General features: G+C 43.0%; 19 protein-coding genes and 2 riboswitches. Of the genes, 15 read left to right on the forward strand and 4 right to left on the reverse strand.

The features are described from left to right. Positions 1-19: 19 nt before the first annotated feature. On the forward strand, positions 20-1,453 hold the full coding sequence (locus CZ434_RS17055; RefSeq protein ID WP_077624234.1) for a hypothetical protein: 1,434 nt from the start codon (positions 20-22) through the stop codon (positions 1,451-1,453). A gap of 839 nt (positions 1,454-2,292) precedes the next feature. Continuing rightward, a complete protein-coding gene (locus CZ434_RS17065) occupies positions 2,293-2,856 on the forward strand; it encodes a class I SAM-dependent methyltransferase (protein WP_077624236.1) in 564 nt (187 codons plus the stop codon). Positions 2,857-2,898: 42 nt separating this feature from the next. On the opposite strand, the gene CZ434_RS17070 is transcribed toward CZ434_RS17065, so the two are convergent. Continuing rightward, the gene (locus CZ434_RS17070) at positions 2,899-3,621 is read right to left on the reverse strand and encodes a hypothetical protein (RefSeq protein ID WP_077624237.1); all 723 of its coding nucleotides are present in this window, start codon (positions 3,619-3,621) and stop codon (positions 2,899-2,901) included. 157 nt (positions 3,622-3,778) lie between these two features. Between CZ434_RS17070 and CZ434_RS17075 the strand changes: the two genes are divergently transcribed. From CZ434_RS17075 to pseI, 6 genes are read left to right on the forward strand one after another with little or no spacing between them, the layout of a single operon-like run. Then, entirely contained in the window at positions 3,779-4,720 is a 942-nt protein-coding gene (locus CZ434_RS17075; RefSeq protein ID WP_077625236.1) for a dTDP-glucose 4,6-dehydratase, read from the forward strand. Positions 4,721-4,731: 11 nt separating this feature from the next. Then, a complete protein-coding gene (gene pseC / locus CZ434_RS17080) occupies positions 4,732-5,931 on the forward strand; it encodes a UDP-4-amino-4,6-dideoxy-N-acetyl-beta-L-altrosamine transaminase (protein WP_077624238.1) in 1,200 nt (399 codons plus the stop codon). A gap of 13 nt (positions 5,932-5,944) precedes the next feature. Continuing rightward, entirely contained in the window at positions 5,945-6,676 is a 732-nt protein-coding gene (locus tag CZ434_RS17085) for a cytidylyltransferase domain-containing protein (RefSeq protein WP_077624239.1), read from the forward strand. Between the two features lie 12 nt (positions 6,677-6,688). Continuing rightward, on the forward strand, positions 6,689-7,756 hold the full coding sequence (pseG, locus tag CZ434_RS17090) for a UDP-2,4-diacetamido-2,4,6-trideoxy-beta-L-altropyranose hydrolase (RefSeq protein ID WP_077624240.1): 1,068 nt from the start codon (positions 6,689-6,691) through the stop codon (positions 7,754-7,756). Continuing rightward, a complete protein-coding gene (pseH, locus tag CZ434_RS17095; protein ID WP_077624241.1) occupies positions 7,756-8,313 on the forward strand; it encodes a UDP-4-amino-4,6-dideoxy-N-acetyl-beta-L-altrosamine N-acetyltransferase in 558 nt (185 codons plus the stop codon). Before pseG ends, pseH begins: the two co-directional genes overlap by 1 nt. Beyond that, positions 8,310-9,359 (forward strand): pseudaminic acid synthase, encoded by a 1,050-nt coding sequence (gene pseI, locus CZ434_RS17100; RefSeq protein ID WP_077624242.1) that lies wholly within the window; start codon positions 8,310-8,312, stop codon positions 9,357-9,359. Before pseH ends, pseI begins: the two co-directional genes overlap by 4 nt. Positions 9,360-9,407: 48 nt before the next feature. Here the strand turns inward: pseI and CZ434_RS17105 are convergent, their stop codons facing one another. Further along, complete coding sequence (locus CZ434_RS17105) at positions 9,408-10,529, reverse strand: MGDG synthase family glycosyltransferase (RefSeq protein WP_077624243.1); 1,122 nt, start codon at positions 10,527-10,529, stop codon at positions 9,408-9,410. Between the two features lie 116 nt (positions 10,530-10,645). Here CZ434_RS17105 and CZ434_RS17110 point away from each other — a divergent pair, with 116 nt between their 5' ends. Continuing rightward, positions 10,646-11,497, forward strand: a complete 852-nt coding sequence (locus CZ434_RS17110; protein WP_077624244.1) for a metallophosphoesterase — start codon at positions 10,646-10,648, stop codon at positions 11,495-11,497. Positions 11,498-11,521: 24 nt separating this feature from the next. On the opposite strand, the gene CZ434_RS17115 is transcribed toward CZ434_RS17110, so the two are convergent. Then, positions 11,522-12,235, reverse strand: a complete 714-nt coding sequence (locus CZ434_RS17115; protein WP_342745707.1) for a YkoP family protein — start codon at positions 12,233-12,235, stop codon at positions 11,522-11,524. A 75-nt stretch (positions 12,236-12,310) separates the two neighbouring features. Between CZ434_RS17115 and CZ434_RS17120 the strand changes: the two genes are divergently transcribed. Further along, entirely contained in the window at positions 12,311-12,496 is a 186-nt protein-coding gene (locus CZ434_RS17120; protein WP_077624245.1) for a hypothetical protein, read from the forward strand. An 87-nt stretch (positions 12,497-12,583) separates the two neighbouring features. Here the strand turns inward: CZ434_RS17120 and CZ434_RS22545 are convergent, their stop codons facing one another. Then, the gene (locus CZ434_RS22545) at positions 12,584-12,976 is read right to left on the reverse strand and encodes a hypothetical protein (RefSeq protein ID WP_077624246.1); all 393 of its coding nucleotides are present in this window, start codon (positions 12,974-12,976) and stop codon (positions 12,584-12,586) included. A 254-nt stretch (positions 12,977-13,230) separates the two neighbouring features. On the opposite strand from CZ434_RS22545, the gene CZ434_RS17130 reads away from it, so the two are divergent. The 5 genes from CZ434_RS17130 (at position 13,231) to CZ434_RS17150 (ending at position 21,225) form a co-directional block, all read left to right on the forward strand. After that, positions 13,231-14,196: an AAA family ATPase gene (locus CZ434_RS17130; protein WP_077624247.1), complete on the forward strand. Its 966-nt coding sequence runs from the start codon at positions 13,231-13,233 to the stop codon at positions 14,194-14,196. Then, positions 14,193-15,458: a DUF58 domain-containing protein gene (locus tag CZ434_RS17135; protein WP_077624248.1), complete on the forward strand. Its 1,266-nt coding sequence runs from the start codon at positions 14,193-14,195 to the stop codon at positions 15,456-15,458. Before CZ434_RS17130 ends, CZ434_RS17135 begins: the two co-directional genes overlap by 4 nt. Then, positions 15,458-17,656, forward strand: coding sequence for a DUF4129 domain-containing transglutaminase family protein (locus CZ434_RS17140; RefSeq protein ID WP_077624249.1), 2,199 nt, complete (start codon positions 15,458-15,460; stop codon positions 17,654-17,656). The genes CZ434_RS17135 and CZ434_RS17140 overlap by 1 nt, the downstream gene beginning before the upstream one ends. A 73-nt stretch (positions 17,657-17,729) precedes the next feature. Further along, a riboswitch (purine riboswitch) is annotated at positions 17,730-17,831 on the forward strand. Positions 17,832-17,995: 164 nt separating this feature from the next. After that, the gene (gene guaA, locus CZ434_RS17145; protein ID WP_077624250.1) at positions 17,996-19,540 is read left to right on the forward strand and encodes a glutamine-hydrolyzing GMP synthase; all 1,545 of its coding nucleotides are present in this window, start codon (positions 17,996-17,998) and stop codon (positions 19,538-19,540) included. Positions 19,541-19,640: 100 nt separating this feature from the next. Then, a riboswitch (purine riboswitch) is annotated at positions 19,641-19,742 on the forward strand. Positions 19,743-19,890: 148 nt separating this feature from the next. Further along, complete coding sequence (locus tag CZ434_RS17150) at positions 19,891-21,225, forward strand: NCS2 family permease (protein WP_077624251.1); 1,335 nt, start codon at positions 19,891-19,893, stop codon at positions 21,223-21,225. The last annotated feature ends 713 nt before the right edge of the window (positions 21,226-21,938 follow it).

Below are 21,938 nucleotides of genomic sequence, written 5' to 3' on the forward strand. Positions count from 1 at the left end.
AAAATGTTAGGATGATTTGATGAACACTTATATGAAGAATTATTGGTCTTTGTACCTTGATTTTATAAAAGACTTCGAGAGCTTGAAGTATAAAGGATTTTCTTTATCCTATTTGATCCACTTACCAAGCCTGATAAGGAATAACAAAAATCTGTGGGAATCCTTATCGAATGAGGAATTCAGTGCCAATTTTAAAAATCAAGTCAAGAATCAAAAACAAGTCCAATCAGTCTTTAATAAATATGTTCGATTCCACAAAAAGAGACCGTTGGTCAAGAACAAAAATGGGAAAGTTGTGATCAATTATGATACCATCCTTCGATTTCCGAAAAAGACGTATCAGGAGCATTTTAAGCGATCTAAAACAATGATCGTGATGGCCGGCGTCAAGAATGCCAAAAAGAAGACGGTTCACAGGGTAGCAAAGAATGTTCATAATCTACCGGTAAAGTATTTGAGTGACTATCCAATCAATACCAGGAAAGCAATTATGCAAGTTCAGAGTCGGGCCAGGGCTATCATCAAATCACATAAAGGACATCATCTGTATCAGGACAAAATGTTCCAAGCGCTGTTAAACAAAAAAATCATGGAAACCATCAATCGGATCGACCAATCCATCCTTTTCCTGGAAGAGGTTTCCACGTCTTGCCTAATCTTATCCAGCACACACAGTTATATAGCCAGGATACTGGCTTTGTGTGCCGCCGAAAAAGGGATTCCTACTATATGTATGCAGCATGGCATTGTCGGAAATGAGTTTGGATATATTCCGAAGATTGCTACAGTAGATGCCGTTTATGGGGATTTTGAACGGGACTGGTTTCTGCAGAGAGGTGCTCCCGAAGGTTCTGTGGAGGTCATCGGCCATCCTCGATTTGATCAGGCATTCGGCTTTCCGAATATATCCAGATCGAAACTATACAAACAACTAGGCCTCGATAAAAGCAAGAAAACCATCATGATTGTCGTCAGAGGAAACCGGAATATGGATAAATACCGGTTGCTTATTAAAACTATTTGCCAAAAGCTGGACGTAAATATCTTGATAAAAGATTTTCCGGGAAGCAGTCCCCATCCCCTTACAAGCGAGTTTCCAACTGCCTATTCTACACAATCGTTCGATCTTTACGATCTTCTTCCCCATGTGGACTGTGTCGTTTCCTACGCTTCAACTGTAGGATTAGAAGCCATGCTAGCCAATAAACCGGTGTTTATTTTATACACGAACATCCCTAGTTATTCCGGTTACTATAACAACTTGAAAGATTTGGTTCAGTCTAATCCTCAAACATTGGGGGAACAGGTCATCCGGTATTTCCATGATCCGGATTGTCGGGGGTACGTCGATCTAACAAGGCAAAACTTCCTTAAATATGCCTATCCCGATTCAGAACTATCAGGCGTCAGACTGAGAAAATTGATTAATAGATTAATCAATCAGCCCAACTAACCACCGTTTACTAAAATATAGCCAGTGTGCAGAAATAGTCTCTTGTCTCATTTCCAACCTCACAATTGAGGCAAACTGCGACGTAGTGACAATTATTTTTTGTGACGTTTTCTCTCATTCTGATGTTCATTGAGTGTTGGTACTCGCTGCGGCAGAACACTTCGCTTTCCATGGGCACGGCCTCAGCCTCCGCAGAAGCAAAGAACGCTTCTTTACGGGGTCTTCGGACGCGTGCTGTTCCCATAGGAGTCTGCGTGTTCTGCCTTCGCTGTTAGAGGTTTTCTGAATTTAATATTAAGTATATCCAAGTTAGAGAAATGATGGAAATTTTCTATCCTAGCGGCAAACTGCTTACACTCCTCTTGCTGTGTAAATCCATGGATGGTTTTAAACTCTAGGAGAAGGGCAAGATCCCGAAGACTCGTAGTGAGTCCTGTACAGTAAGTGACTATAGGAGAGTCTACGAATTCTATACTGATAAAGGTTTTCTCCATTTTTGGAAGGGAGAACCATGCTAGACACCTTTCAGGATCATTTCTCATCTAATCAGAACACTATACCAAGCTGCGGAAAAATGCGAGACTCCAGTGGGAAAGGAACAGTCTGAAGACCCCACAGTTGGCGCTTTTTTGCCAGCGAGGAGGCTGAAGCGTTCCCCACGGAAAGCGAGTATTTTTCCGCAGCGCCGGCTTAGCATTCAATCCGAAAAGGATGAAAGGAAGTCACACTGAAGTTATGTCACAGTTTATGGTAATTGAGCTAGAGCAAATGTTCGTGGCGGGTTGATAAATGCGGTCCAAAATGTAAATGGACAACGAAAAATAAAAGGAGTGAATATTATGTATCAGGATATTTGGGTGAAGGGTAAAGTAGTCCAAAAAGGCCAACGTGAATGTGAAAATAGATACAACAAAATAAAAGAGCAATTAACCAAGTATAAATCAGATAAACCATTCACTGTGCTCGACTTAGGTGCCAACTTTGGCTATTTTTCTTTTAGAATCGCAGAAGACTTCAATGCGGAAGTGACAATGATTGAATCTAATAAAAGAATCAATGATATTGCAAAACAAAACGATAATAAAAAAGTGAAATTGATCAATCGCCATGTAAGTGCAGACGAGTTGAGGAAAATCATTAAACAAGAAAAGTTTGATGTCATTTTGGCGCTGAGCATCTTGCATCATTTCGAAGAATACAATCAAGTAATCGATATGCTCTTTGAAGATCCTGAATTAGTGTTTATCGAAGCATCTGCATTAGAAGAAGCGAAAGGGGGATACAATGCAGACCGGGTGGAAGGGATATGGGAAAACTTGCAAAGCCGCAATCCGGAAATCTTAACTTACACCAAAAACCTTCGGAATCTCGGAGAAAGACCGCTAATGCTTTTCCGGACGTAAAAAAACAGCTACTCCATTCTAGCTATAGAATCGGGTAGCTTTTTAATTTAGCAGATTTATCTTTTTGGCTCTTTCCCTTCCATTGTTTAAGAAATAAGCATTGAAAATCTCCAAGGCTTTGTCCAGTTTGTAAGTTCCATCCTGGACCAGCGGCCATGCGGGGGCATCTTCTATATCAATAACCCTTTCCCACTTGGGATAGATTTTGACGGCTACTTTCTCATATCCTAAAACACCCAGGGCGGCCATGCGATGCTGACCTCCGGAGAGTATAAAACGATAATCGTCTTTCTTTTTCAGGAAATGACCTTTAATATAACCGTCCTTGTAATTCTCCGGTTGATAACCGGTGGATGCTATTTTTTTGTAAATGTTGATGGTTCTACTAAATTCCTTCTGTACGAAAGGTTCTGAATTAGGACCGAAATGCTGATTGTTCTTGTTTGGGTTCATGTTGAAGGCAATTCCCCATGGCAACTGGTCCACATTTCGCTGAGGCTGGAAAAGACGCTTGAGCGGGGAGTTTTCCCCGTAAAACAAGCTTTCCTCAATCGTCTTGGGTTGGAAGGATTGATAGTATTTATGCAAGATAGATTCTTGGTATTTTATAGCTGGGTTACCCCTGTACTCCTTAATTGTTTCGCACAAGTAATGCCAACCTTCAGGAGCATAAGAAAAACTTTGCCAATCCCGGCACTTGGCTGTTTCTACTATCACAATGGGAGAGTCACCTTCAATGGCATTTTTTCCTTCAGGAAAAGACATATGACATTCTCCTTGATTATTAATAGGATTGCGATGCTTATACAATAATATATGTTTTTCAGTAACAGCCTGTAAGGGCGAATACTTTTGGTTTCCTGGAATATATTCTGGCAGTAATAAATATGATGGTTGGAGAAGGACAGAAAGGATGAGGGCATTGAACGTTCTTGTAACGGGAGGGGCAGGTTTTATTGGCAGGTGGGTAGTTGCCAGGCTGCTGCAAGATGGCAATCGGGTGTGGGTCCTGGATGACCTTTCGAATGGAAGAATAGAAAATCTGGGTAAGCTCAGAGCCCATAAAAACTTTATCAAGTTTGTGAAAGGTGACATAAAGGATAATCGGTTTCTTAATCACTTATTTATCAATGAGTTTGATGTTTGCTATCACCTTGGAGCAAGTATCAATGTACAGGATAGTATTGATCGTCCCAAAGAGACATTTGATAACGACGTCATCGGCACATTCAATGTCTTGGAACAATGTAAAAAGCATAAGGTGAAAATCGTGTTTATGAGTACATGCATGGTCTATGACCGTGCCCAAAGCGACGATGGGATAAATGAAACGGATCCGGTAAAACCAGCTTCGCCGTATGCAGGTGCGAAGCTTGCAGCTGAAAACATGGTGTTGTCCTATTACTATGCATATGGCCTTCCTGCGGTTGTTATTCGTCCATTTAATACGTATGGCCCATATCAGAAAACAGGAGGAGAGGGTGGAGTAGTTGCCATTTTCCTCAAAAACAAATTAGCTGGCAAAACATTGCAGATTTACGGAGATGGCAATCAAACAAGAGATCTTCTGTATGTGGAAGACTGTGCCCGGTTTGTTGTCGAGTCCGGATATTCCGAGCATGTTGATGGGGAAATCGTCAATGCAGGCCTTGGAGAAGATGTCAGTATCAATGAGTTGGCGGAATTAATCGTGGAGGATGAAGAACGGATTGAACATATTCCGCATATCCATCCACAGAGTGAGATACCGAAGTTGTTATGCGATTACAGCAAGGCGAAAGAACTGCTTGACTGGGAGCCGGAATATACTTTGGATGAGGGTATCAGCAAGACCGAAGAATGGATTAAAACAGCAAAAATTTAAAGGATGAGAGTATGGATAACAAAGAGAGTCTTGCTTTACATGGTGGAAAGCCGGTACGATCTTCCTATCTGCCCTATGGGAGGCAATCAATAGATGAGGAGGATATCAAAGCCGTAGTCGATGTGCTGAAAGGCGATTACATTACGACAGGGCCAACAATCGAGGCTTTTGAGAGTGCCATTGCCAATTTTACCGGTTCGAAACATGCGGTGGCTTTTTCAAGCGGAACGGCAGCATTGCATGCCGCCTGCTATGCTGCCGGCATTACAGAAAGCGATGAAGTGATTACTACCCCAATGACTTTTGCTGCTACTTCCAACAGTATTCTTTACATGGGCGGGACTCCGGTATTCGCCGACATAGATCCTCACACTTACAACATCTCTCCTCAAGCTATCGAACAGCTTATCAACGAAAAGACAAAAGCGATTATCCCGGTTGATTTCACAGGCAACCCGGCCGATTATGATGAAATAAAGGCATTGGCCGATAAGCACGGATTAGTGGTAATTGATGACGCCGCACATGCTTTAGGTGCTGTTTACAAAGGGAAAAATATCGGATCGGTTGCAGACATGACAATGTTCAGCTTCCATCCAGTCAAACACATCACGACCGGGGAAGGCGGAATGATTACCACTAACAATGATGACTATTACGAAAAATTAATTACTTTCCGAAGCCATGGAATAACAAGAAATCAGGAAAAATTGCTACATCTAAAAGAGCCCTGGTATTACGAGATGCAGGAGCTGGGTTTTAATTATCGTATGACCGATATCCAGGCAGCCTTGGGTGTGAGCCAGTCCAAAAAGATTAAGGCTTTTGTATCAAAGCGGAGAGAATATGCACGAAAATACAACGAGACATTTAGTAAATCCGAGCACATTCTCATTCCTGCACACAAGCAGCACAGTGAATCAAGCTGGCATCTATATATCATAAGACTCGACTATAAGAAGTTGAAGGCCGACCGCAACGAAATTTTCAAGGCGCTGCAAAAAGAAAACATCGGCGTAAATGTTCATTATATTCCGGTTTACTTCCATCCATTTTATGAGCAGCTTGGTTTTAAAAAAGGATTGTGTCCTCAAGCGGAAAAGGTATATAAGGAAATTATCACTTTGCCGTTGTTCCCGAAAATGTCGGAGCAGGATATCGATGATGTCATTGCCGGGGTGGAAAAAGTGATTTCCTATTATTCGGTCTGATGGAGGTGGTTAAATGAAAGTGGCAGCAATCATTCAGGCCCGGATGGGATCGACAAGGCTTCCGGGAAAAGTTCTTAAACAAGTGCTTGGAAAGGCTCTGTTAACCTACGAAATAGAACGTGTACAGAGAGCACGGGATATTGACCAACTGTTGGTTGCTACCACAAAGGAATCTGCCGATGATGCAATTGTCTCCTTGTGCAAGTCAATCAATGTCCCTTGTTTTAGGGGATCTGAAGCTGATGTATTAGAAAGATACTACCTCGCAGCTGTTCGAGAGAAAGCGGATGTGATTGTCCGTCTGACTGCGGACTGCCCGCTTATTGATCCGGCCCAAATTGACAAAGTGACTGAAACGTTTTTTCACCATGATTATCCGCTCCAATATGTCTCTAACACCTTAAACCGTACATTGCCGAGAGGGATGGACACGGAAGTGTTTTCGCTGCAAGCACTGACAGAAGCTTATCAGAATGCTTCATTACAATCAGAACGGGAACATGTCACAAGATATATGGTCAGCCACCCGGAGATATTTCATCTCCGAAATGTTTCAAACTCCATCAACTATAGTAAGCACCGCTGGACAGTTGACACCGCGGAAGACTTCAAATTGGTAAGGAAAATAATCGAAAATCTATATCCCGCAAAACCGCATTTTACAATGGAAGATATCATCCAACTGCTTGAACAGAAGCCGGAATGGAAAGCAATCAATGCCCACGTCGAACAGAAAAAAGACTGAAAGCGTGAGAATATGAACATTTTGATACGGACGGATGCTTCCCGGGATATTGGAACTGGCCATGTGATGAGGTGCATCGTCCTGGCGAAAGAGTTACGGCAGAAGAATGCCGAAGTTACTTTTATTTGCCGAGAATTACCTGGAAACATGTTGGAATATATAAAAGATAACGGATTTGGGCTTATCCCTTTACCGGCCACTTCCAGGAGCGATGATAATTTACGCTGGCATAAGCAACACTGGAAGGTAGACGCTGTCCAAACAAGAAAGGTGCTAAAAGGGAAAAAGGATGTTGACTGGCTGGTTGTTGATCACTATGGTTTGGATTTCAAATGGGAACAATCGATAAGGTCGCTAGCGAAAAAAATAATGGTGATTGATGATCTTGCAGACCGTAACCATGATTGTGATCTTCTGTTGGATCAGAATCTTTATAAGGACATGGAAACACGCTATCAAACATTAATTCCTAAGACAGCTACTGCATTGTTAGGACCGAAATACCTTTTGTTAAGAGAGGAATTCCGGAATTTGCCTGTGAAAGAAAGGACGGGAATGGTGGAGAAGGTGTTGATTTCCTTTGGGGGGAGTGATCCAACCAATGAAACAATGAAAGCTCTAAAAGCAGTCCTGCTCCTCAAGAGGCCCGAACTTGCCATCGATGTAGTGATAGGCTATTCCAATAAAAATCAACGGTCAATCAGCAGGTTATGCGATGACCTCCCGAATGTACATCTTCATTTCCAAATCGATTATTTGGCAAGTCTTATGGCCGCAGCGGATCTGGCGGTTGGAGCAGGCGGTACGACCACTTGGGAAAGGTGCCTTCTTGGATTGCCTGCTGTCACAATTGAAACAGCTCCGAACCAGACAGGAATTCTTTCCTATTTATCGGAATTAGGGGCCATTCAGCATCTGGGCAAAAGCGGAGAAGTAGATGCGGAAAAAGTGGCTGATCAACTGGAATTCATTATTGCGCGTCCTGCCATGGTAAAAAAAATGAGCGATAATTCCATAAAGTTGATGAATGGTTTTGCGTTTGGTTCTGTAGCAGAAGAACTAGTGAAGGGTGAAGCCTAATGGTAAAGATGGAAGACTTTCATTTAAAACCGATCACCTTCGAAGATTTAAAAACGGTACTCAACTGGCGTAATTCCGAGCGGATTAAGCAGTGGATGTACACCGACCATTACATTACTTGGGAAGAGCATTGCAAATGGTTCGAAAAAGTAACCGATGATGATTGTTCCTTGGTATTTGTTTTTTCGCTAAATATACAGCGCCTTGGCGTGGTCAGCTTCAGAAATATCGACAAGGAAAAAGGAACATGTGAGTGGGGTTTTTATATAGGGGAAAAGTCCGCTCCAAAAGGTGCAGGTACAATAATGGCGATGTTGGCGCTTGATAAAATCTTTGATGAGACTGGTATTGAAAAGGTCTGTGCGGAAGTGATTGAAACGAACAAGGCAAGTTACCGTTATCATGTTAAATTAGGGTTTGAAACAACAGGGAGAGTCACCGGCCGGGTTCATAAAGACGGAAAAAAAATCGACGTCATCCAAATGGAGTTATCAGCAGATAAATGGCCCGTACACAGGGCGAAACTGTCAAACATGTTTGGAGGTGAAACAAGTTGAAAGAGATCAAACTAGGGGAACGGGGAATTGGCACCGGCCATCCACCTTTTATTATCGCGGAAATGTCCGGCAATCATAATCAATCACTAGAGCGGGCGCTGGAAATCGTGGAAGCGGCGGCAAAGTCAGGGGCCCATGCTTTGAAAATCCAGACATACACTGCGGATACCATGACATTAAATGAAACGTCAGACGATTTCATGATCCGTGATTTCGAGAGTATTTGGAAGAACAAATCCCTGTTCGATCTATATCAAGAGGCCCACACTCCGTGGGAATGGCACCAGCCAATTTTTGACCGCTGTAAAGAATTGGGAATGGTCGGTTTCAGCACCCCGTTTGATGGAACTGCTGTGGAATTTTTGGAATCCCTCCATGTACCATGCTATAAAATTGCTTCCTTTGAATGTACGGATTTACCATTGATTCGTAAAGTAGCAGAAACAAAAAAGCCAATGATCATTTCAACCGGCATGTGCTCTGTTTCGGAAATAGAAGAAACCGTCGAAACGGCCAGAGATGCAGGCTGTAAAGACTTAATTCTGTTAAAGTGTACCAGTACATACCCTGCCTCCCCGGAGAACACCAATATATTGACGATTCCTCATATGAAGACAATGTTCAACTGTGAAGTCGGTCTCTCAGACCATACAATAGGGAGCGGGGTGGCTGTTGCCAGTGTTGCCTTAGGAGCCCCGATTATTGAAAAACACCTCACCCTGTCACGGGCAGACGGCGGAGTGGATGCGGACTTTTCAGCCGAACCTGAGGAACTGAAGACGCTCGTTCTGGAAACCAGACGGGCATGGCAATCGCTTGGAACCGTTCGTTATGGTTACACGAAAGCGGAAGAGGCATCAAAAAAATACCGGCGTTCCTTGTATATAGTGAAAGACATGAAGAAGGGAGAAACTCTTTCCAAAGAAAATGTCAGAATCATCCGCCCAGGCCTTGGGTTACCTCCAAAATACTATGATATCCTGCTTGGCAAAAGTGTCAGCAAGGATATCAAAAAAGGAACACCGGTGACATGGGATATTGTTTAGAGGACAAGTGGCGCAAACCGTCAGGAGCGGGTGCGCCTTTTTCATGCCTTAAATTAACTTACTGATAATTTCAGCTGCACCAAGTGGTTCTAGCTGCTGATGATACGCAGAAAGAGATGACCGGTGGTTGTTCCATTTTGAATTGTTTTCATAAAAAGCCAACAGTACTTCATCTAGAGGAGATGTCATCCTTCTCCAGTTATCGAGTAGGAAGATAAGTCCCAATGTTTGCAGTTGCTCTAAATTGATCATTTCCTGGCCTGGTAAAGCGTCATAAATAAAAATAGGCTTGTGTTTGACCAGACATTCACTGATCGTGACACCGCCGGGCTTTGTTAAAATACCGTCTGCCATATCATATAAATCGTTCATTTCTTTCCTGCTTTCTATGTATGGGAGCGGGATAAGAAAAGGATTGTTCCTGTTTTTAATGGACTGGAACAAGGCTTTGTTTTTTCCGCAAAGTACGTAATAGGTTATTTTTCCCCCTGGGGACAAACGGCCGATCAGTTCTGTAATAGCCCCGACACCCAAACTGCCTCCAGTGACCAGAATAGACAAAAGGGATTTGTCCTGTTTTCTTTCCCAATCTTGTATAACTTGTATGTCCTGGTGCACTGGTATACCAGTGCAATAGATTTGGTGTTCTTTCACCCCTTTTTGCAGGAGCAAGTTTTTCATGCCAAGCGATGAAACGAAGTGATAGTCAATATGACTGATTCCCCAAAACCGATGGATAAAATAATCGGTATAGACATTGATAACCGGGATGGACAATTGGTCCCTCGTTTTCAATTGACTCAGCATGTAGGACGGCAGCGCATGGGTGCAGATGATGCAGTCTGGCTGTATTTCTTCCACGAGCTTCTTCATGTGCGTTAAAAATAATAGTTCATAGAAACGGAACTTTCCCGGAAGAGCGGCTTTCTTATAGACACTGCCTCGGTAAAGCCAATTGTAAGAAGCCGGGAAATACCTGATCCAATTCAAATAGATTCCAGATACAAGAGCTTCCGTCCTGCCATAGCTGTATGATAGTATCTCCAACTTTTTACAATGGAGGTGTGGAAGCTGATTTTTTAACCCTGTCATAAGGGAGTCCGCCACCTGATGATGTCCGGAGGGCATCTGTAAAAATGGCAGGAACAAAACAGTCTTAGATTGATTCATTGTACACCTCTTCAAGCATAAATCATGAACAAGTCCACCATTGGAATCCCTGGCATGAATTACCGTAACAATCGGATAGCTTATCCTGTATAATCAGTAATCGGGGAGTGATGGAAATGAATATCTTATTCTACTCTGCATTATTTATTCTTTTACTATATTGTGTAACAAAAGCCTATAAAAACACGCAAAAAGTTTCTGTAAAAAGAATCCAAGTCGGTGATAATAAGAGCAACCCAGGTTCAGTCCTTCATATTTTGCATTTATCCGATTTGCATCTGGAGAATATATCTATTTCACCTGATGAACTGTATGAGAAAGTGAAAGATGAACCGATTGATTTGATTGCTTTGACAGGAGACTTTCTCGACCGTAAGCGCACGATACCCAAACTAATTCCTTATCTGAAAATCCTTCAAAAATTAAACGCCACACATGGAATATATGCCGTTTTAGGCAACCACGATTATGTTTTACGTCATAAAGACTTGGATGCATTGATAAATACACTGCAGCAGTATGACTGCACAGTGATGCGAAATGAAAGCTGTACAGTAGATGTAAGAGGGAAACAGCTTAATATTATCGGAATCGATGATTTCAGTACAAAAAGAAGCGATTTACCGTCCTCTTACAAGGGACTGAGGGGCGGTATCAATTTAGTGCTCACCCATGACCCGAACCTCGTTCTTCACATGAAAGATTATTCGTTCGACTATCTCCTCTCCGGACATTTTCACGGTGGGCAGATCTGTTATCCAAAGCCATATCATTTGGTCAAGATGGGCAAATTAGTGAAAATGAATATGATCAAGGGACTTCATTCGCGAGATGGTAAACCATTCTATATCAGTGAGGGGCTTGGCCAGACCGGCGTCAACATCCGGATCGGCAGCCGCCCGGAAATTAGTCTGCACGCATTTTCTCTTCCGGAGGAGAAAGCAGAAGCGTGGAAGGCTGCCAACTAAGATAAAGAAAGCTGTTAATCGAATTTAACAGCTTTCTTTGTTGTACATAATGGACAATTTTTCTTTAGACATAAATAAGTAGCTTGGGGAGGAAGATTTGGATGAATGACTATGGGAAAGAAGGTTGATCATTAGGCAACTGATCCGTTTGAACCTCCGGTAGAGCGGATGGGAAATGCCGATCACATCGAATCCAAGCCGCTGACAGCCTCTGTTCAGCATGGAAATGCCGATAATGCCTTTGATTTCACTGTTTTTTTTATGATTATTAATGTAGTTCTCCAAAATAGGCAGTGACTGTTTTACATATTGAAAAATGATTCTGCCTCTGGTTACTTCACTTTTGATGTCTTTTATTTCGCTTAAAAGTCGGATATTGTGTAAGTGGATTTTTATTAACAGGTCATTTTTATTAATTGTAGTGCCATCAGAAAGGGTTACGTTCCGGCCTTTATATTTTGTAATTCTCACCCGGAAAATATTTTCCGGCAGTTCTTCATCGGAAGGGTATGTGAGACGGGAGAGCTTAAAGTAGACAGGATCCAATGCCTTCCAGACCGGGATCAGGTATGTTTTCATTTCCTCTGAAATCCACTTATATCCACCTGATAAACAAGCTCCAGACTTTGGTTCGAATTCAGCAAACAAATGCACTCCCTTAACTGGTAATAGGCGTATTATTGCTTGAATAAAGGCAAATATACATACTGTCCAGCCTGAATTTTTTGCCGGTTCCATCCTGATTATTCCTTGCATGGTTCTGTCCGAACAGGAGAAATTAAAGAGGAACCAAGATCAAGGGGGTGAATCGTTGTGGCTAAACGAAACAACAATATGTGGATCCCTTTAGTAGCGTCTGTAGGAATAGGAGCAGCTGCTTATTACAGCATGACTAAGGGTCAGGGCATGGGAAAAACAATCCAGCAGTCGATGCCTATGATGGCCGGTCTTACCGGACAAGACGAAGCGGGAGCACCAAAACCGCAAAATCTCTTTTAAGAGAAAGTCACCTCAAGGTTCAGATACAAAAAAAACAAGGGGGTTCCTCCTTGTTTTTTTAGCTTTTATTTATATAGAATCGCTTTATTAGTCAAAGTCATCGAAGTCATTATAGCCACCTGGGAACTGCTGTCCAAAAGGAAGGCCTTGCTGTCCGGATCCGTAGCCCATCTGTCCATAAGGATTCATCATTCCAAAAGGTTCTCCGGATTGGCCATACTGACCATAGGATCCGCCGGGTTGGCCAAATTGACCCATTGGTCCATAGAATCCTCCAGGCTGTCCGAACATGCCCATATTTCCATAATGGCCATCAAATTGACCATACTGTCCCATGCCTCCATATGGTCCCCCATAACCGGGGCCGAATGACGGAAAACCGGAACCGCCAGGATATGGCTGATTGTAACCGTAGGGCTGGCTGCCGTATCCAGGTAGTTGCTGCATGTGCCTCATTGCTTCTTTCTTTTTACCAAACAAAAAATCACCCTCTTTTTCAAGATAAGATATCTTATTGTGCTGGTGCCCGGGAAGAGCTTATCCCATTGGAAATTGGGCAGTTGGTTCACTTGTTCTGAAAATTTAAAATTTACAAGTATTTATAACGGCACTGCTTGGACTGTACCTACAGAGATGTAGTATAGTTATAGGTGGAGGATGACTTCCTTCATAGAATATAAAAACGACAAATATAGGTAAATGAACTTATAAATTTGGAAGGAGTATGTATTTTTATGACGCAGCAAACCTTTTTGTACAACTCCAAGATTAATAAAGTATTGAAAAATATCCGCAAAGTAATGGTTGGTAAAGATGAACCGGCCACATTGAGCCTGGTCGCTCTGCTGGCAGAAGGGCATGTCCTCTTGGAGGATGTTCCGGGAGTGGGAAAGACGATGCTTGTCAGAACACTAGCTAAATCACTAGATTGCGAATTTAAGAGAATCCAGTTCACACCTGACTTGTTGCCATCGGATGTTACTGGGGTATCTATATACAATCCTAAAGAAATGGCTTTTGAGTTCAGGGGAGGTCCGATACTGGGAAATATTGTCCTGGCAGATGAGATAAACAGAACTTCTCCCAAAACACAGTCATCACTGCTGGAAGGAATGGAAGAGAAAAGCGTAACGGTCGATGGGAAGACTATTGAATTGGAACGGCCTTTCTTCGTCATGGCGACGCAAAACCCGATAGAGTATGAAGGTACATACCCATTGCCAGAGGCACAGCTTGACCGTTTCCTGCTTAAGTTGAAAATGGGTTATCCTAGCGTAAATGAAGAATTGGAAATGCTTGATAAGACTTCTGGAATACATCCAATCCAGGAAGTCCAGGCTGTCATGGATAAGACCGAATTATTGGAAATTCAGGGACTGGTCAAGGAAGTGTTTGTCGACAGAACAGTACAAAGGTACATCATCGACTTAGTAACAGCCACCAGAAACCATGCATCCGTCTATCTCGGAGTCAGTCCAAGAGGATCCATTGCTTTAATGAAAGCAGCTAAAGCATACGCATTCATTTGTGACCGGGACTATGTGCTGCCTGACGATGTAAAGTACCTGGCTCCGTTTGTTCTGTCGCATCGACTTATCCTGACTTCAGAGTCGAAATTCGAAGGAAGGACTTCGGAAATGATTATCCATGAGTTGTTGGAAGGCGTCTCGATTCCGGTGCGGAAGGAATATAGTAGATGAGGTTGTCTCTATCCTTGGCAGCGAAGTTTCTGTCCGTGATTGTCTTGTTTGGTGTGTTCTACTCCTACGCCATGTTCCAAGGCGGATTTGTCAGCTGGTTTTTATTTTACAGTTTTTTGCCAATAATCCTCTACCTGTTTCTATTGTTGCTCTATCCCATTTCCAATTGGACTGTTTCCCGTAAGCTTTCAAAACATATCGTTCGTGCTTCTGAAAACGTGGAAGCGGAAATTCATCTGTACAGAAAGATTCCTTTCCCGCTTTATTATTGTGTGGTGGAGGAATTTTTTCCTGAAAGTCTGCAAAAAAAAGATACGAACCGTATGAAGTACCGTCATATGGATAAAGCGGATCTGCTTGAAGAAAAAAGAGTGGTCAAAGCGATCTTTTTCCCGTGGTTCAGACGGCACCTTACTGTTAGTTATACATTGGACAATGTTCCCCGCGGTGAACATCATTTGAAAGCCTTCCGGATCAAGACAGGTGATTTTTTTGGATTTGTGAAAAAAGAACATATTTATTTGACGGATAGCTATATGCTCGTCTACCCATATCAGCGTGACATTTCATTCAGGCAAAATGTTACCAGTTTTGATGAAGGTACCACTGCTTCTTATACAATAAATGCAAGAAACACTAACGTCGTAACAGGTGTGCGGGAATACATGCCGGGTGACAGGTTTTCCTGGATCGACTGGAAAAACACCGCAAAGAAAAACACCGTCATGACGAAAGAGTTTGAACAAGAGAAGAGCACCAGTATCCTGGTTGTCCTGGATGCTTGTCAAACCACTGGATTGAACGAGGTTGCTTTTGAAGGAAGTATCGAGGTGACCGGTTCCTTGCTCAAATATATAAAAAACAATTCATCACAAGTTTCTTTCCTGGCACTTGGAGAGGAAAAAATCTTTGTGCCGTTTGACCAAAGCCCTGAAAAGCTGGAAACAGCCTCGAACTACCTGGCTAGAATCCAGCCGGGAGGAACTGCTTCGTTTTCCCAGCAGATGAGCGGAGAACTTAGGAAAATCCCGAACGGATTGGTTACATTTCTGGTTACAACTCATTTAGAGTGGTCTGCCATTTCCTCGGTGGAAGACTTGAAAAAGAAAAGCCGAAAAATCATTCTGTTTTTGATAAAACCTACTTCTCAAGTAACGGAAGAAGATACGCGTATTATCCATCACTTGTCCTCCAGTGGCATTTCGGTGAACGTGTTGACGGAAGAACAATTAACCCAGCAAAAATTCGAGGTGAGCACATAATGGATGGTTTTATTCGCCATTATCAGCCGTTACTCTATCAAACTGTCATCTATCTATGCGGTTTTCTATTGCTTTGGGAGTGGCTGCGGCCTTTGGATACAGTGACCGAGACAGGCAGCTTGTCAGTTTTCGTGATATATACCGCTTTTTGTTTCCTTATTTCCATGTTGAGGATCAAATGGTGGCTGTCTACTCCCCTCAAATTGATCGGCCTCTTGTTTGTGCTTGATGGCTTGTTCATATCGGAGCAAATGTTCAGTAAAGCGTGGTTCTACCTCGTATATCTGCACATGCAATTTAATATAGAGATGATGGCAAACCAGCAATGGATTCAAATAACACCATTGTTTCGCAGTTTGTTGTTTTTATTATTACTTTGGCTGATGAGTTACTTGCTTTATTACTGGTTTGTTGTGGCAAAGCGGGTCTTTTTCTTTATCCTGCTGACTTTTATCTATTTAACGGTCTTGGATACCTTTACCACTTATCGTGCCGACACGGCAATTGTCCGTACTTTTGCCATATCGCTAATTGCTCTTGGCATAAACAACTTTTACAAAGAATTAGGCAAAGAAGCCATGCCGCTCATTGGGGCAAAAAAGATGTCTGCATGGATCCTGCCGCTGATTGCTGTAGTGTTCTTTTCCAGTATAGTCGGTTATGCCGCACCAAAGCTTGATCCGCAGTGGCCTGATCCGGTTCCCTATCTAACCAGTACCTCGGACAGCGCCGGGTTCAATGAAGGAGGCGGCAACGGAGTACAGAAGGTAGGATACGGAGAGGATGATACCCGTCTGGGGGGTTCCTTTATTCAGGATAATGCCACGGTGTTTTACGCAGAAGTGCAAGAATCTCACTACTGGAGAATCGAGTCAAAGGATGTTTATACAGGTAAAGGGTGGGAACGTTCTGCTGAACCGGAGTATGAACAAACTGGTGTCAGGTCGATAGATTCGACTGTGTTTGACAAATCTGCAGTGGAGACAGAAAGAAGGGAGGGAAGCGTATCGTTTGAACGGAATGCGTTCTTTTCCAAATTAGTATATCCGTATGGTTTGGATTCTGTAGCTGGTGCTGATGATGTTAACTATCTTCTAGACCGGACTTCGGGCGCGATTGCCGTGGAGGGTCCTGAACGGCAGGCGGGAGAAGAATATCAGGTCAGCTATGACAGTCCTTCTTTTTCCATTGATGTACTTGAAGAAGCCGGAGGTGATGACCCGCAGAACATTAAGGACATGTACTTGCAGCTTCCTGACGGATTGCCGCGGAGGGTTGGAAATCTTGCCAATCAAATAGTGTCGGAAGAAGAAACCCGATATGGAAAAGTAAAAGCCGTTGAGCAATATTTCGGCCAAAATGGTTTTGCATACAGGACAACAGATGTTGCTGTCCCTAATTCGAATCAGGATTATGTCGATCAGTTTCTGTTCGAAACAAAAGTAGGATACTGCGATAACTACTCTACATCGATGGTAGTCCTGCTGCGGAGCCTCGATATCCCGGCACGCTGGGTGAAAGGATTCACCGGTGGAGAACCGATGCAAAGACAAGGCGATACGCCCGAAAACCTCGATAGATTTGAGGTAACGAATTCAAACGCACACTCCTGGGTGGAAGCCTACTTTCCTGGAATCGGATGGGTTCCGTTTGAACCGACACAGGGGTTCAGCAACCCGATCGACTTCTATGAGGACCGGGAAGAAAACGAGTCTGTAGCTGCTTCGAGTCCGGAAGAACAAGAGGAAGAAGAACTTCCTGCAAACCATCAGGAAATTGGTGGAGAGGAAGAGGAAAGCTCGACAGTCAATTCTGCCGGCAGTGAGGCATCGGTAAGTTGGACATGGCTCATATGGATCGGCGGTGTTCTGGTTCTTGGTATAACGTTGTATTACACCAGATACCGCTGGATGACTTATATTCTGTTAAACAAATACAAGAAAAGAAATGATGCCAAGACATATCAGGATGCCTACCATTATTTATTGAAAATACTGAGCCATAAAGGGATTGTCCGGAAGGAAGGACAAACCCTAAGGGAGTATGCAAGGGATGTAGACCATGCATTTCAGTCCACAGAAATGTCCCGGCTTACACAGCATTATGAGCGGCTTATTTACCGAAATGATCAAGATCAGTCGCAATGGAATAAAGTGACTGAATTGTGGGAAAATTTAATCAAACAGGCATTGTCTTGACCTGTTGTATACCCACTGATAGAATAGTAACGATTCTGCAAGAGTTTTGTTTAGACTCTTTCATTCTGCATCAAACTAATTATCATAGATTCTTCATATATCCTCGATAATATGGTTCGAGAGTCTCTACCAGGACACCGATAATGTCTTGACTATGAAGGTGGAAATTTCTTGTGCCGTATGCGCATAGTTAACAGAATTCTGCCTTCCTATAGTTGGAGGGCAGAATTTTTTTATACAATAGAGTACGCAGAGTAATTATATTATTACTGCTAAAACTCTATATTGCATGCATTTTATCGATGCAGAACAGATTAAGTAATATATGATGTAAAGGAGATGGACGGGTTGGAAAACAATGAGATGATTTTAGTGCTGGATTTCGGCAGCCAATATAATCAGTTGATCACCAGAAGAATAAGAGAATTCGGTGTTTACAGTGAACTGCATTCCCATAAGTTGACGGCTGATACGATCAGGAAAATGAATCCGAAAGGCATCATCCTTTCAGGTGGACCGCACAGTGTTTATGATGAAAACAGTTTTAGGTGCGATCAGGGGATATTTGATTTAGGAATCCCTGTTCTTGGGATTTGTTATGGCATGCAGCTGATGACGAAGCATTTTGGCGGGGATGTCAGAAGAGCGAAAGAACGGGAATACGGAAAAGCTGATATCAAGTTGTCCAATCCGTCTCTTTTATTTGAAGATACTCCAGAAACACAGACAGTTTGGATGAGTCATAGTGACAAAATATTCGAACCGCCTCAAGGTTTCAGAATCGATGCAACAAGTACCTCCACTCCAGTTGCCGCGATGAGTGATGTGGACAACGATTTGTATGGAGTTCAATTCCATCCCGAGGTTAGAAATACAGAATACGGAAATCATTTGCTCAAGCAATTTGTATTCGGTGCATGCAAATGTGAGGGAGACTGGACGATGGAAAATTTTGTCCAGCAGGAAGTGGAAAAAATCCAAGCAAAAGTCGGCGACAGGAAAGTATTATGCGCACTTAGCGGCGGGGTCGATTCTTCTGTTGTTGCCGCTTTGATCCATAAAGCAATTGGCGACCAATTGACTTGTATTTTTGTCGATCATGGCCTGTTAAGAAAAAATGAAGGCGATATGGTGATGGAGACGTTCCGCGATGGATTCCATATGAACATCATCCGTGTCGATGCGGAAGAAAGGTTCATGAGCAAACTTAGAGGTGTTTCCGACCCTGAGCAAAAGCGGAAAATAATCGGCAACGAGTTCATCTACGTATTTGATGACGAAGCTGAAAAATTGAAAGACATCGACTTTCTTGCACAAGGAACTTTATACACAGATATAGTAGAGAGCGGTACTGAGACAGCACAGACAATTAAGTCCCACCACAACGTTGGGGGACTTCCTGAGAATATGCAATTTGAATTGCTGGAACCCCTCAACACCTTGTTTAAAGATGAAGTAAGAGCGCTTGGTTTGGAGTTGGGTGTGCCAGAAGAAGTTGTATGGAGACAGCCATTCCCGGGACCTGGTCTTGGTATCAGAGTTCTCGGTGAAGTAACCGAGCAAAAGGTGGAAATTGTCCGTGAATCCGATGCAATCTTGCGTGAAGAAATAAAGAATGCTGGTCTGGAGAAGGATATCTGGCAATATTTCACTGTTCTTCCGGACATCCGCAGTGTGGGAGTAATGGGTGACGTGCGCACTTATGACTATACAATTGGCATCCGTGCTGTGACATCTATTGACGGCATGACGTCAGACTGGGCAAGGATCCCTTGGGATGTTTTGGAAAAAATCTCGACTAGAATCGTTAACGAAGTAGAACATATAAACCGTGTGGTATATGATGTGACAAGCAAGCCGCCAGCAACAATTGAATGGGAATAGGTGGAAACTTAACGAACGTTAGATGTTCTTACAAACAAAATGTTCGGAAAAAGGGTTGACGAGTGTATAGGTAATAAGTAATATATTATATGTAATCATTAATATATAAACAAAACACCGTCGTATAATTTTGGGGATAAGGCCCATGAGTTTCTACCGGACTACCGTAAATGGTCTGACTACGCTGGTGAATTGCCGTGGAAGGTATCTTCCTTTGTGGCAGTTCCCGGTGGAGTTTTTCTGGTGACACTCCTGGCTTAAGCCAGGAGTGTTTTTTTATGGCTTATCGGTATTTATTCTCAAATTAAACAAAACCTTATAAAAAACGACGGAAATGGGGGAGAAAAGTCATGAAAAAATATTTCCGGTTTGAAGAACTAGGGACCAACTTCCGGACAGAATTCATTGCCGGCCTGACTACGTTTCTGGCAATGGCCTATATATTATTTGTCAATCCGGCGACATTGGCGCTTGTCGGTGTAGAGGAACTTCCGGAGGGAGTAACCAGAATCGACCAGGGAGCCGTGTTCACAGCGACTGCTTTAGCAGCGGCTGTCGGTAGTTTGATCATGGGGGTCCTTGCTAAATATCCAATCGCCCTTGCACCTGGTATGGGGTTGAACGCGTTTTTTGCTTACACGGTTGTCCTTGGTTATGGTATTCCTTGGGAAACAGCATTAGCTGGGGTGTTGGCATCTGGACTGATTTTTATCGTGTTGACACTTACCGGTCTTCGGGAGAAAATCATCAATGCTATTCCCGGTAACTTGAAAATGGCAGTCGGAGCAGGTATCGGTTTGTTCATTGCTTTTATCGGTTTTCAAAACTCCGGAATTGTGGTCGGAAACCCGGACACAGTAGTTGCATTAGGAGATTTGACCAATGCAAACACCTTGTTGGCCATATTCGGAGTTGTTGTGACGGTTGTACTGCTTGCTTCCAATGTTAAAGGCGGCGTATTCTATGGCATGATCATTACAGCGATTGCCGGAATGGTAGTAGGGCTGATTGCACCTCCTACGGGCATCGATGATGTCGTCGGTCCGGTACCAAGCCTTGCGCCGACATTCGGTCAGGCATTTGCGCACTTTGGTGATATTTTTACTATTCAGATGCTTGTCGTCATTTTGACTTTCCTATTCGTCGATTTCTTTGATACTGCCGGTACGATTGTGGCTGTCGCTACCAAGGCGGGCTTTATGAAAGACAACAAACTACCACGTGCAGGTAAAGCATTGTTCTCAGACTCTGCTGCCACAGTTGTTGGTGCTGCATTAGGGACATCGACCACCACTTCTTATGTAGAATCAACTACTGGTGTGAGTGCCGGCGGGAGAACAGGTTTTGCTTCTGTTGTAACAGCTGGATTCTTCCTTCTGGCCCTGCTGTTCTCTCCGTTATTGGGTATCATAACGGCTGAAGTAACAGCTCCAGCCTTGATCATTGTTGGTGTGCTGATGTGTACAACATTACGTGATATTGAATGGGATAAGTTCGAAATCGCGGTTCCTGCTTTCTTTACTGTCATTGCCATGCCGCTTACTTACAGTATCGCAACTGGAATTGCCATCGGCTTTGTATTCTACCCGATTACGATGCTAATCAAGGGAAGGGCAAAAGAAATACACCCGATCATGTACTTCCTGTTCATCATCTTCATTCTATATTTTGTTTTCTTAAGTTAGTAAAAAACAGTTTTTTGATAAATGGGTGGGGCTGTGAAAAAACACGCCCCACCCAATTATTGCTTATAAACAATTACCATAAACTGTGACATAACTTCAGTGGGGCTTCCTTCCATTCTTTTCAGGTTGAGTGGTAGTCCGGCGCTACGGAAAAATACTCCCTTTCCGGGGGCAGCACCTCAGCCTCCTCTTGAGCAAAAAGCGCTCACTGCGGGGTCTTCGGAAGCTGCTCTTCCCCCAGGACTTTGAAAAGACATCCATGCATTTACACCGCACGCAGAAAATCGAACTTTATTTTCAAGGAGTGTCGCATTTTTCCTCCGCTCAAGATAGATTTACTGATCAAGTGAGAAGTGGTCCTTCAATATATCTAACATGGGTTATTTTCAGCCAAAAATCCAGGCTCATGGTTTGGTATGTTCTGCATTTTGGTTAGAAAAATCTCTATAACTCCTCAACTGTTATTTCCTCTTACTATTACAGAATGCCATTAAAAGCTGTGGTAAAATGTGAGACTCCAACGGGAAAGGAACAGTCTGAAGACCCCGCAGTTGGCGCTTTTTGCCAGCGAGGAGGCTGAAGCGTTCCCCGTGGAAAGCGAGTATTTTACCACAGCGTTGGGTTAGCACTAAACTAACATCAGAAGGAGTGAAAACTTCAAAAAATAGAATTGTCACTATGTTACAGTTTGCCTCAACTAAGTATTTAATCAA

Origin of the sequence: Sediminibacillus massiliensis (genome assembly GCF_900156915.1) — a bacterium.
GTDB classification, from domain to species: Bacteria; Bacillota; Bacilli; order Bacillales; family Amphibacillaceae; genus Sediminibacillus_A; species Sediminibacillus_A massiliensis.

Excerpts from the sequence above, each read along its gene's own strand:
- CZ434_RS17055 (WP_077624234.1), top strand. The coding sequence starts at position 20 with ATGAACACTTATATGAAGAATTATTGGTCTTTGTACCTTGATTTTATA.
- CZ434_RS17065 (WP_077624236.1), top strand. The coding sequence starts at position 2,293 with ATGTATCAGGATATTTGGGTGAAGGGTAAAGTAGTCCAAAAAGGCCAA.
- CZ434_RS17070 (WP_077624237.1), bottom strand. The coding sequence starts at position 3,621 with ATGTCTTTTCCTGAAGGAAAAAATGCCATTGAAGGTGACTCTCCCATT.
- pseC (WP_077624238.1), top strand. The coding sequence starts at position 4,732 with ATGGATAACAAAGAGAGTCTTGCTTTACATGGTGGAAAGCCGGTACGA.
- CZ434_RS17085 (WP_077624239.1), top strand. The coding sequence starts at position 5,945 with ATGAAAGTGGCAGCAATCATTCAGGCCCGGATGGGATCGACAAGGCTT.
- pseG (WP_077624240.1), top strand. The coding sequence starts at position 6,689 with ATGAACATTTTGATACGGACGGATGCTTCCCGGGATATTGGAACTGGC.
- pseH (WP_077624241.1), top strand. The coding sequence starts at position 7,756 with ATGGTAAAGATGGAAGACTTTCATTTAAAACCGATCACCTTCGAAGAT.
- CZ434_RS17105 (WP_077624243.1), bottom strand. The coding sequence starts at position 10,529 with ATGAATCAATCTAAGACTGTTTTGTTCCTGCCATTTTTACAGATGCCC.
- CZ434_RS17110 (WP_077624244.1), top strand. The coding sequence starts at position 10,646 with ATGAATATCTTATTCTACTCTGCATTATTTATTCTTTTACTATATTGT.
- CZ434_RS17115 (WP_342745707.1), bottom strand. The coding sequence starts at position 12,235 with ATGGAACCGGCAAAAAATTCAGGCTGGACAGTATGTATATTTGCCTTT.
- CZ434_RS17130 (WP_077624247.1), top strand. The coding sequence starts at position 13,231 with ATGACGCAGCAAACCTTTTTGTACAACTCCAAGATTAATAAAGTATTG.
- CZ434_RS17135 (WP_077624248.1), top strand. The coding sequence starts at position 14,193 with ATGAGGTTGTCTCTATCCTTGGCAGCGAAGTTTCTGTCCGTGATTGTC.
- CZ434_RS17140 (WP_077624249.1), top strand. The coding sequence starts at position 15,458 with ATGGATGGTTTTATTCGCCATTATCAGCCGTTACTCTATCAAACTGTC.
- guaA (WP_077624250.1), top strand. The coding sequence starts at position 17,996 with ATGGACGGGTTGGAAAACAATGAGATGATTTTAGTGCTGGATTTCGGC.
- CZ434_RS17150 (WP_077624251.1), top strand. The coding sequence starts at position 19,891 with ATGAAAAAATATTTCCGGTTTGAAGAACTAGGGACCAACTTCCGGACA.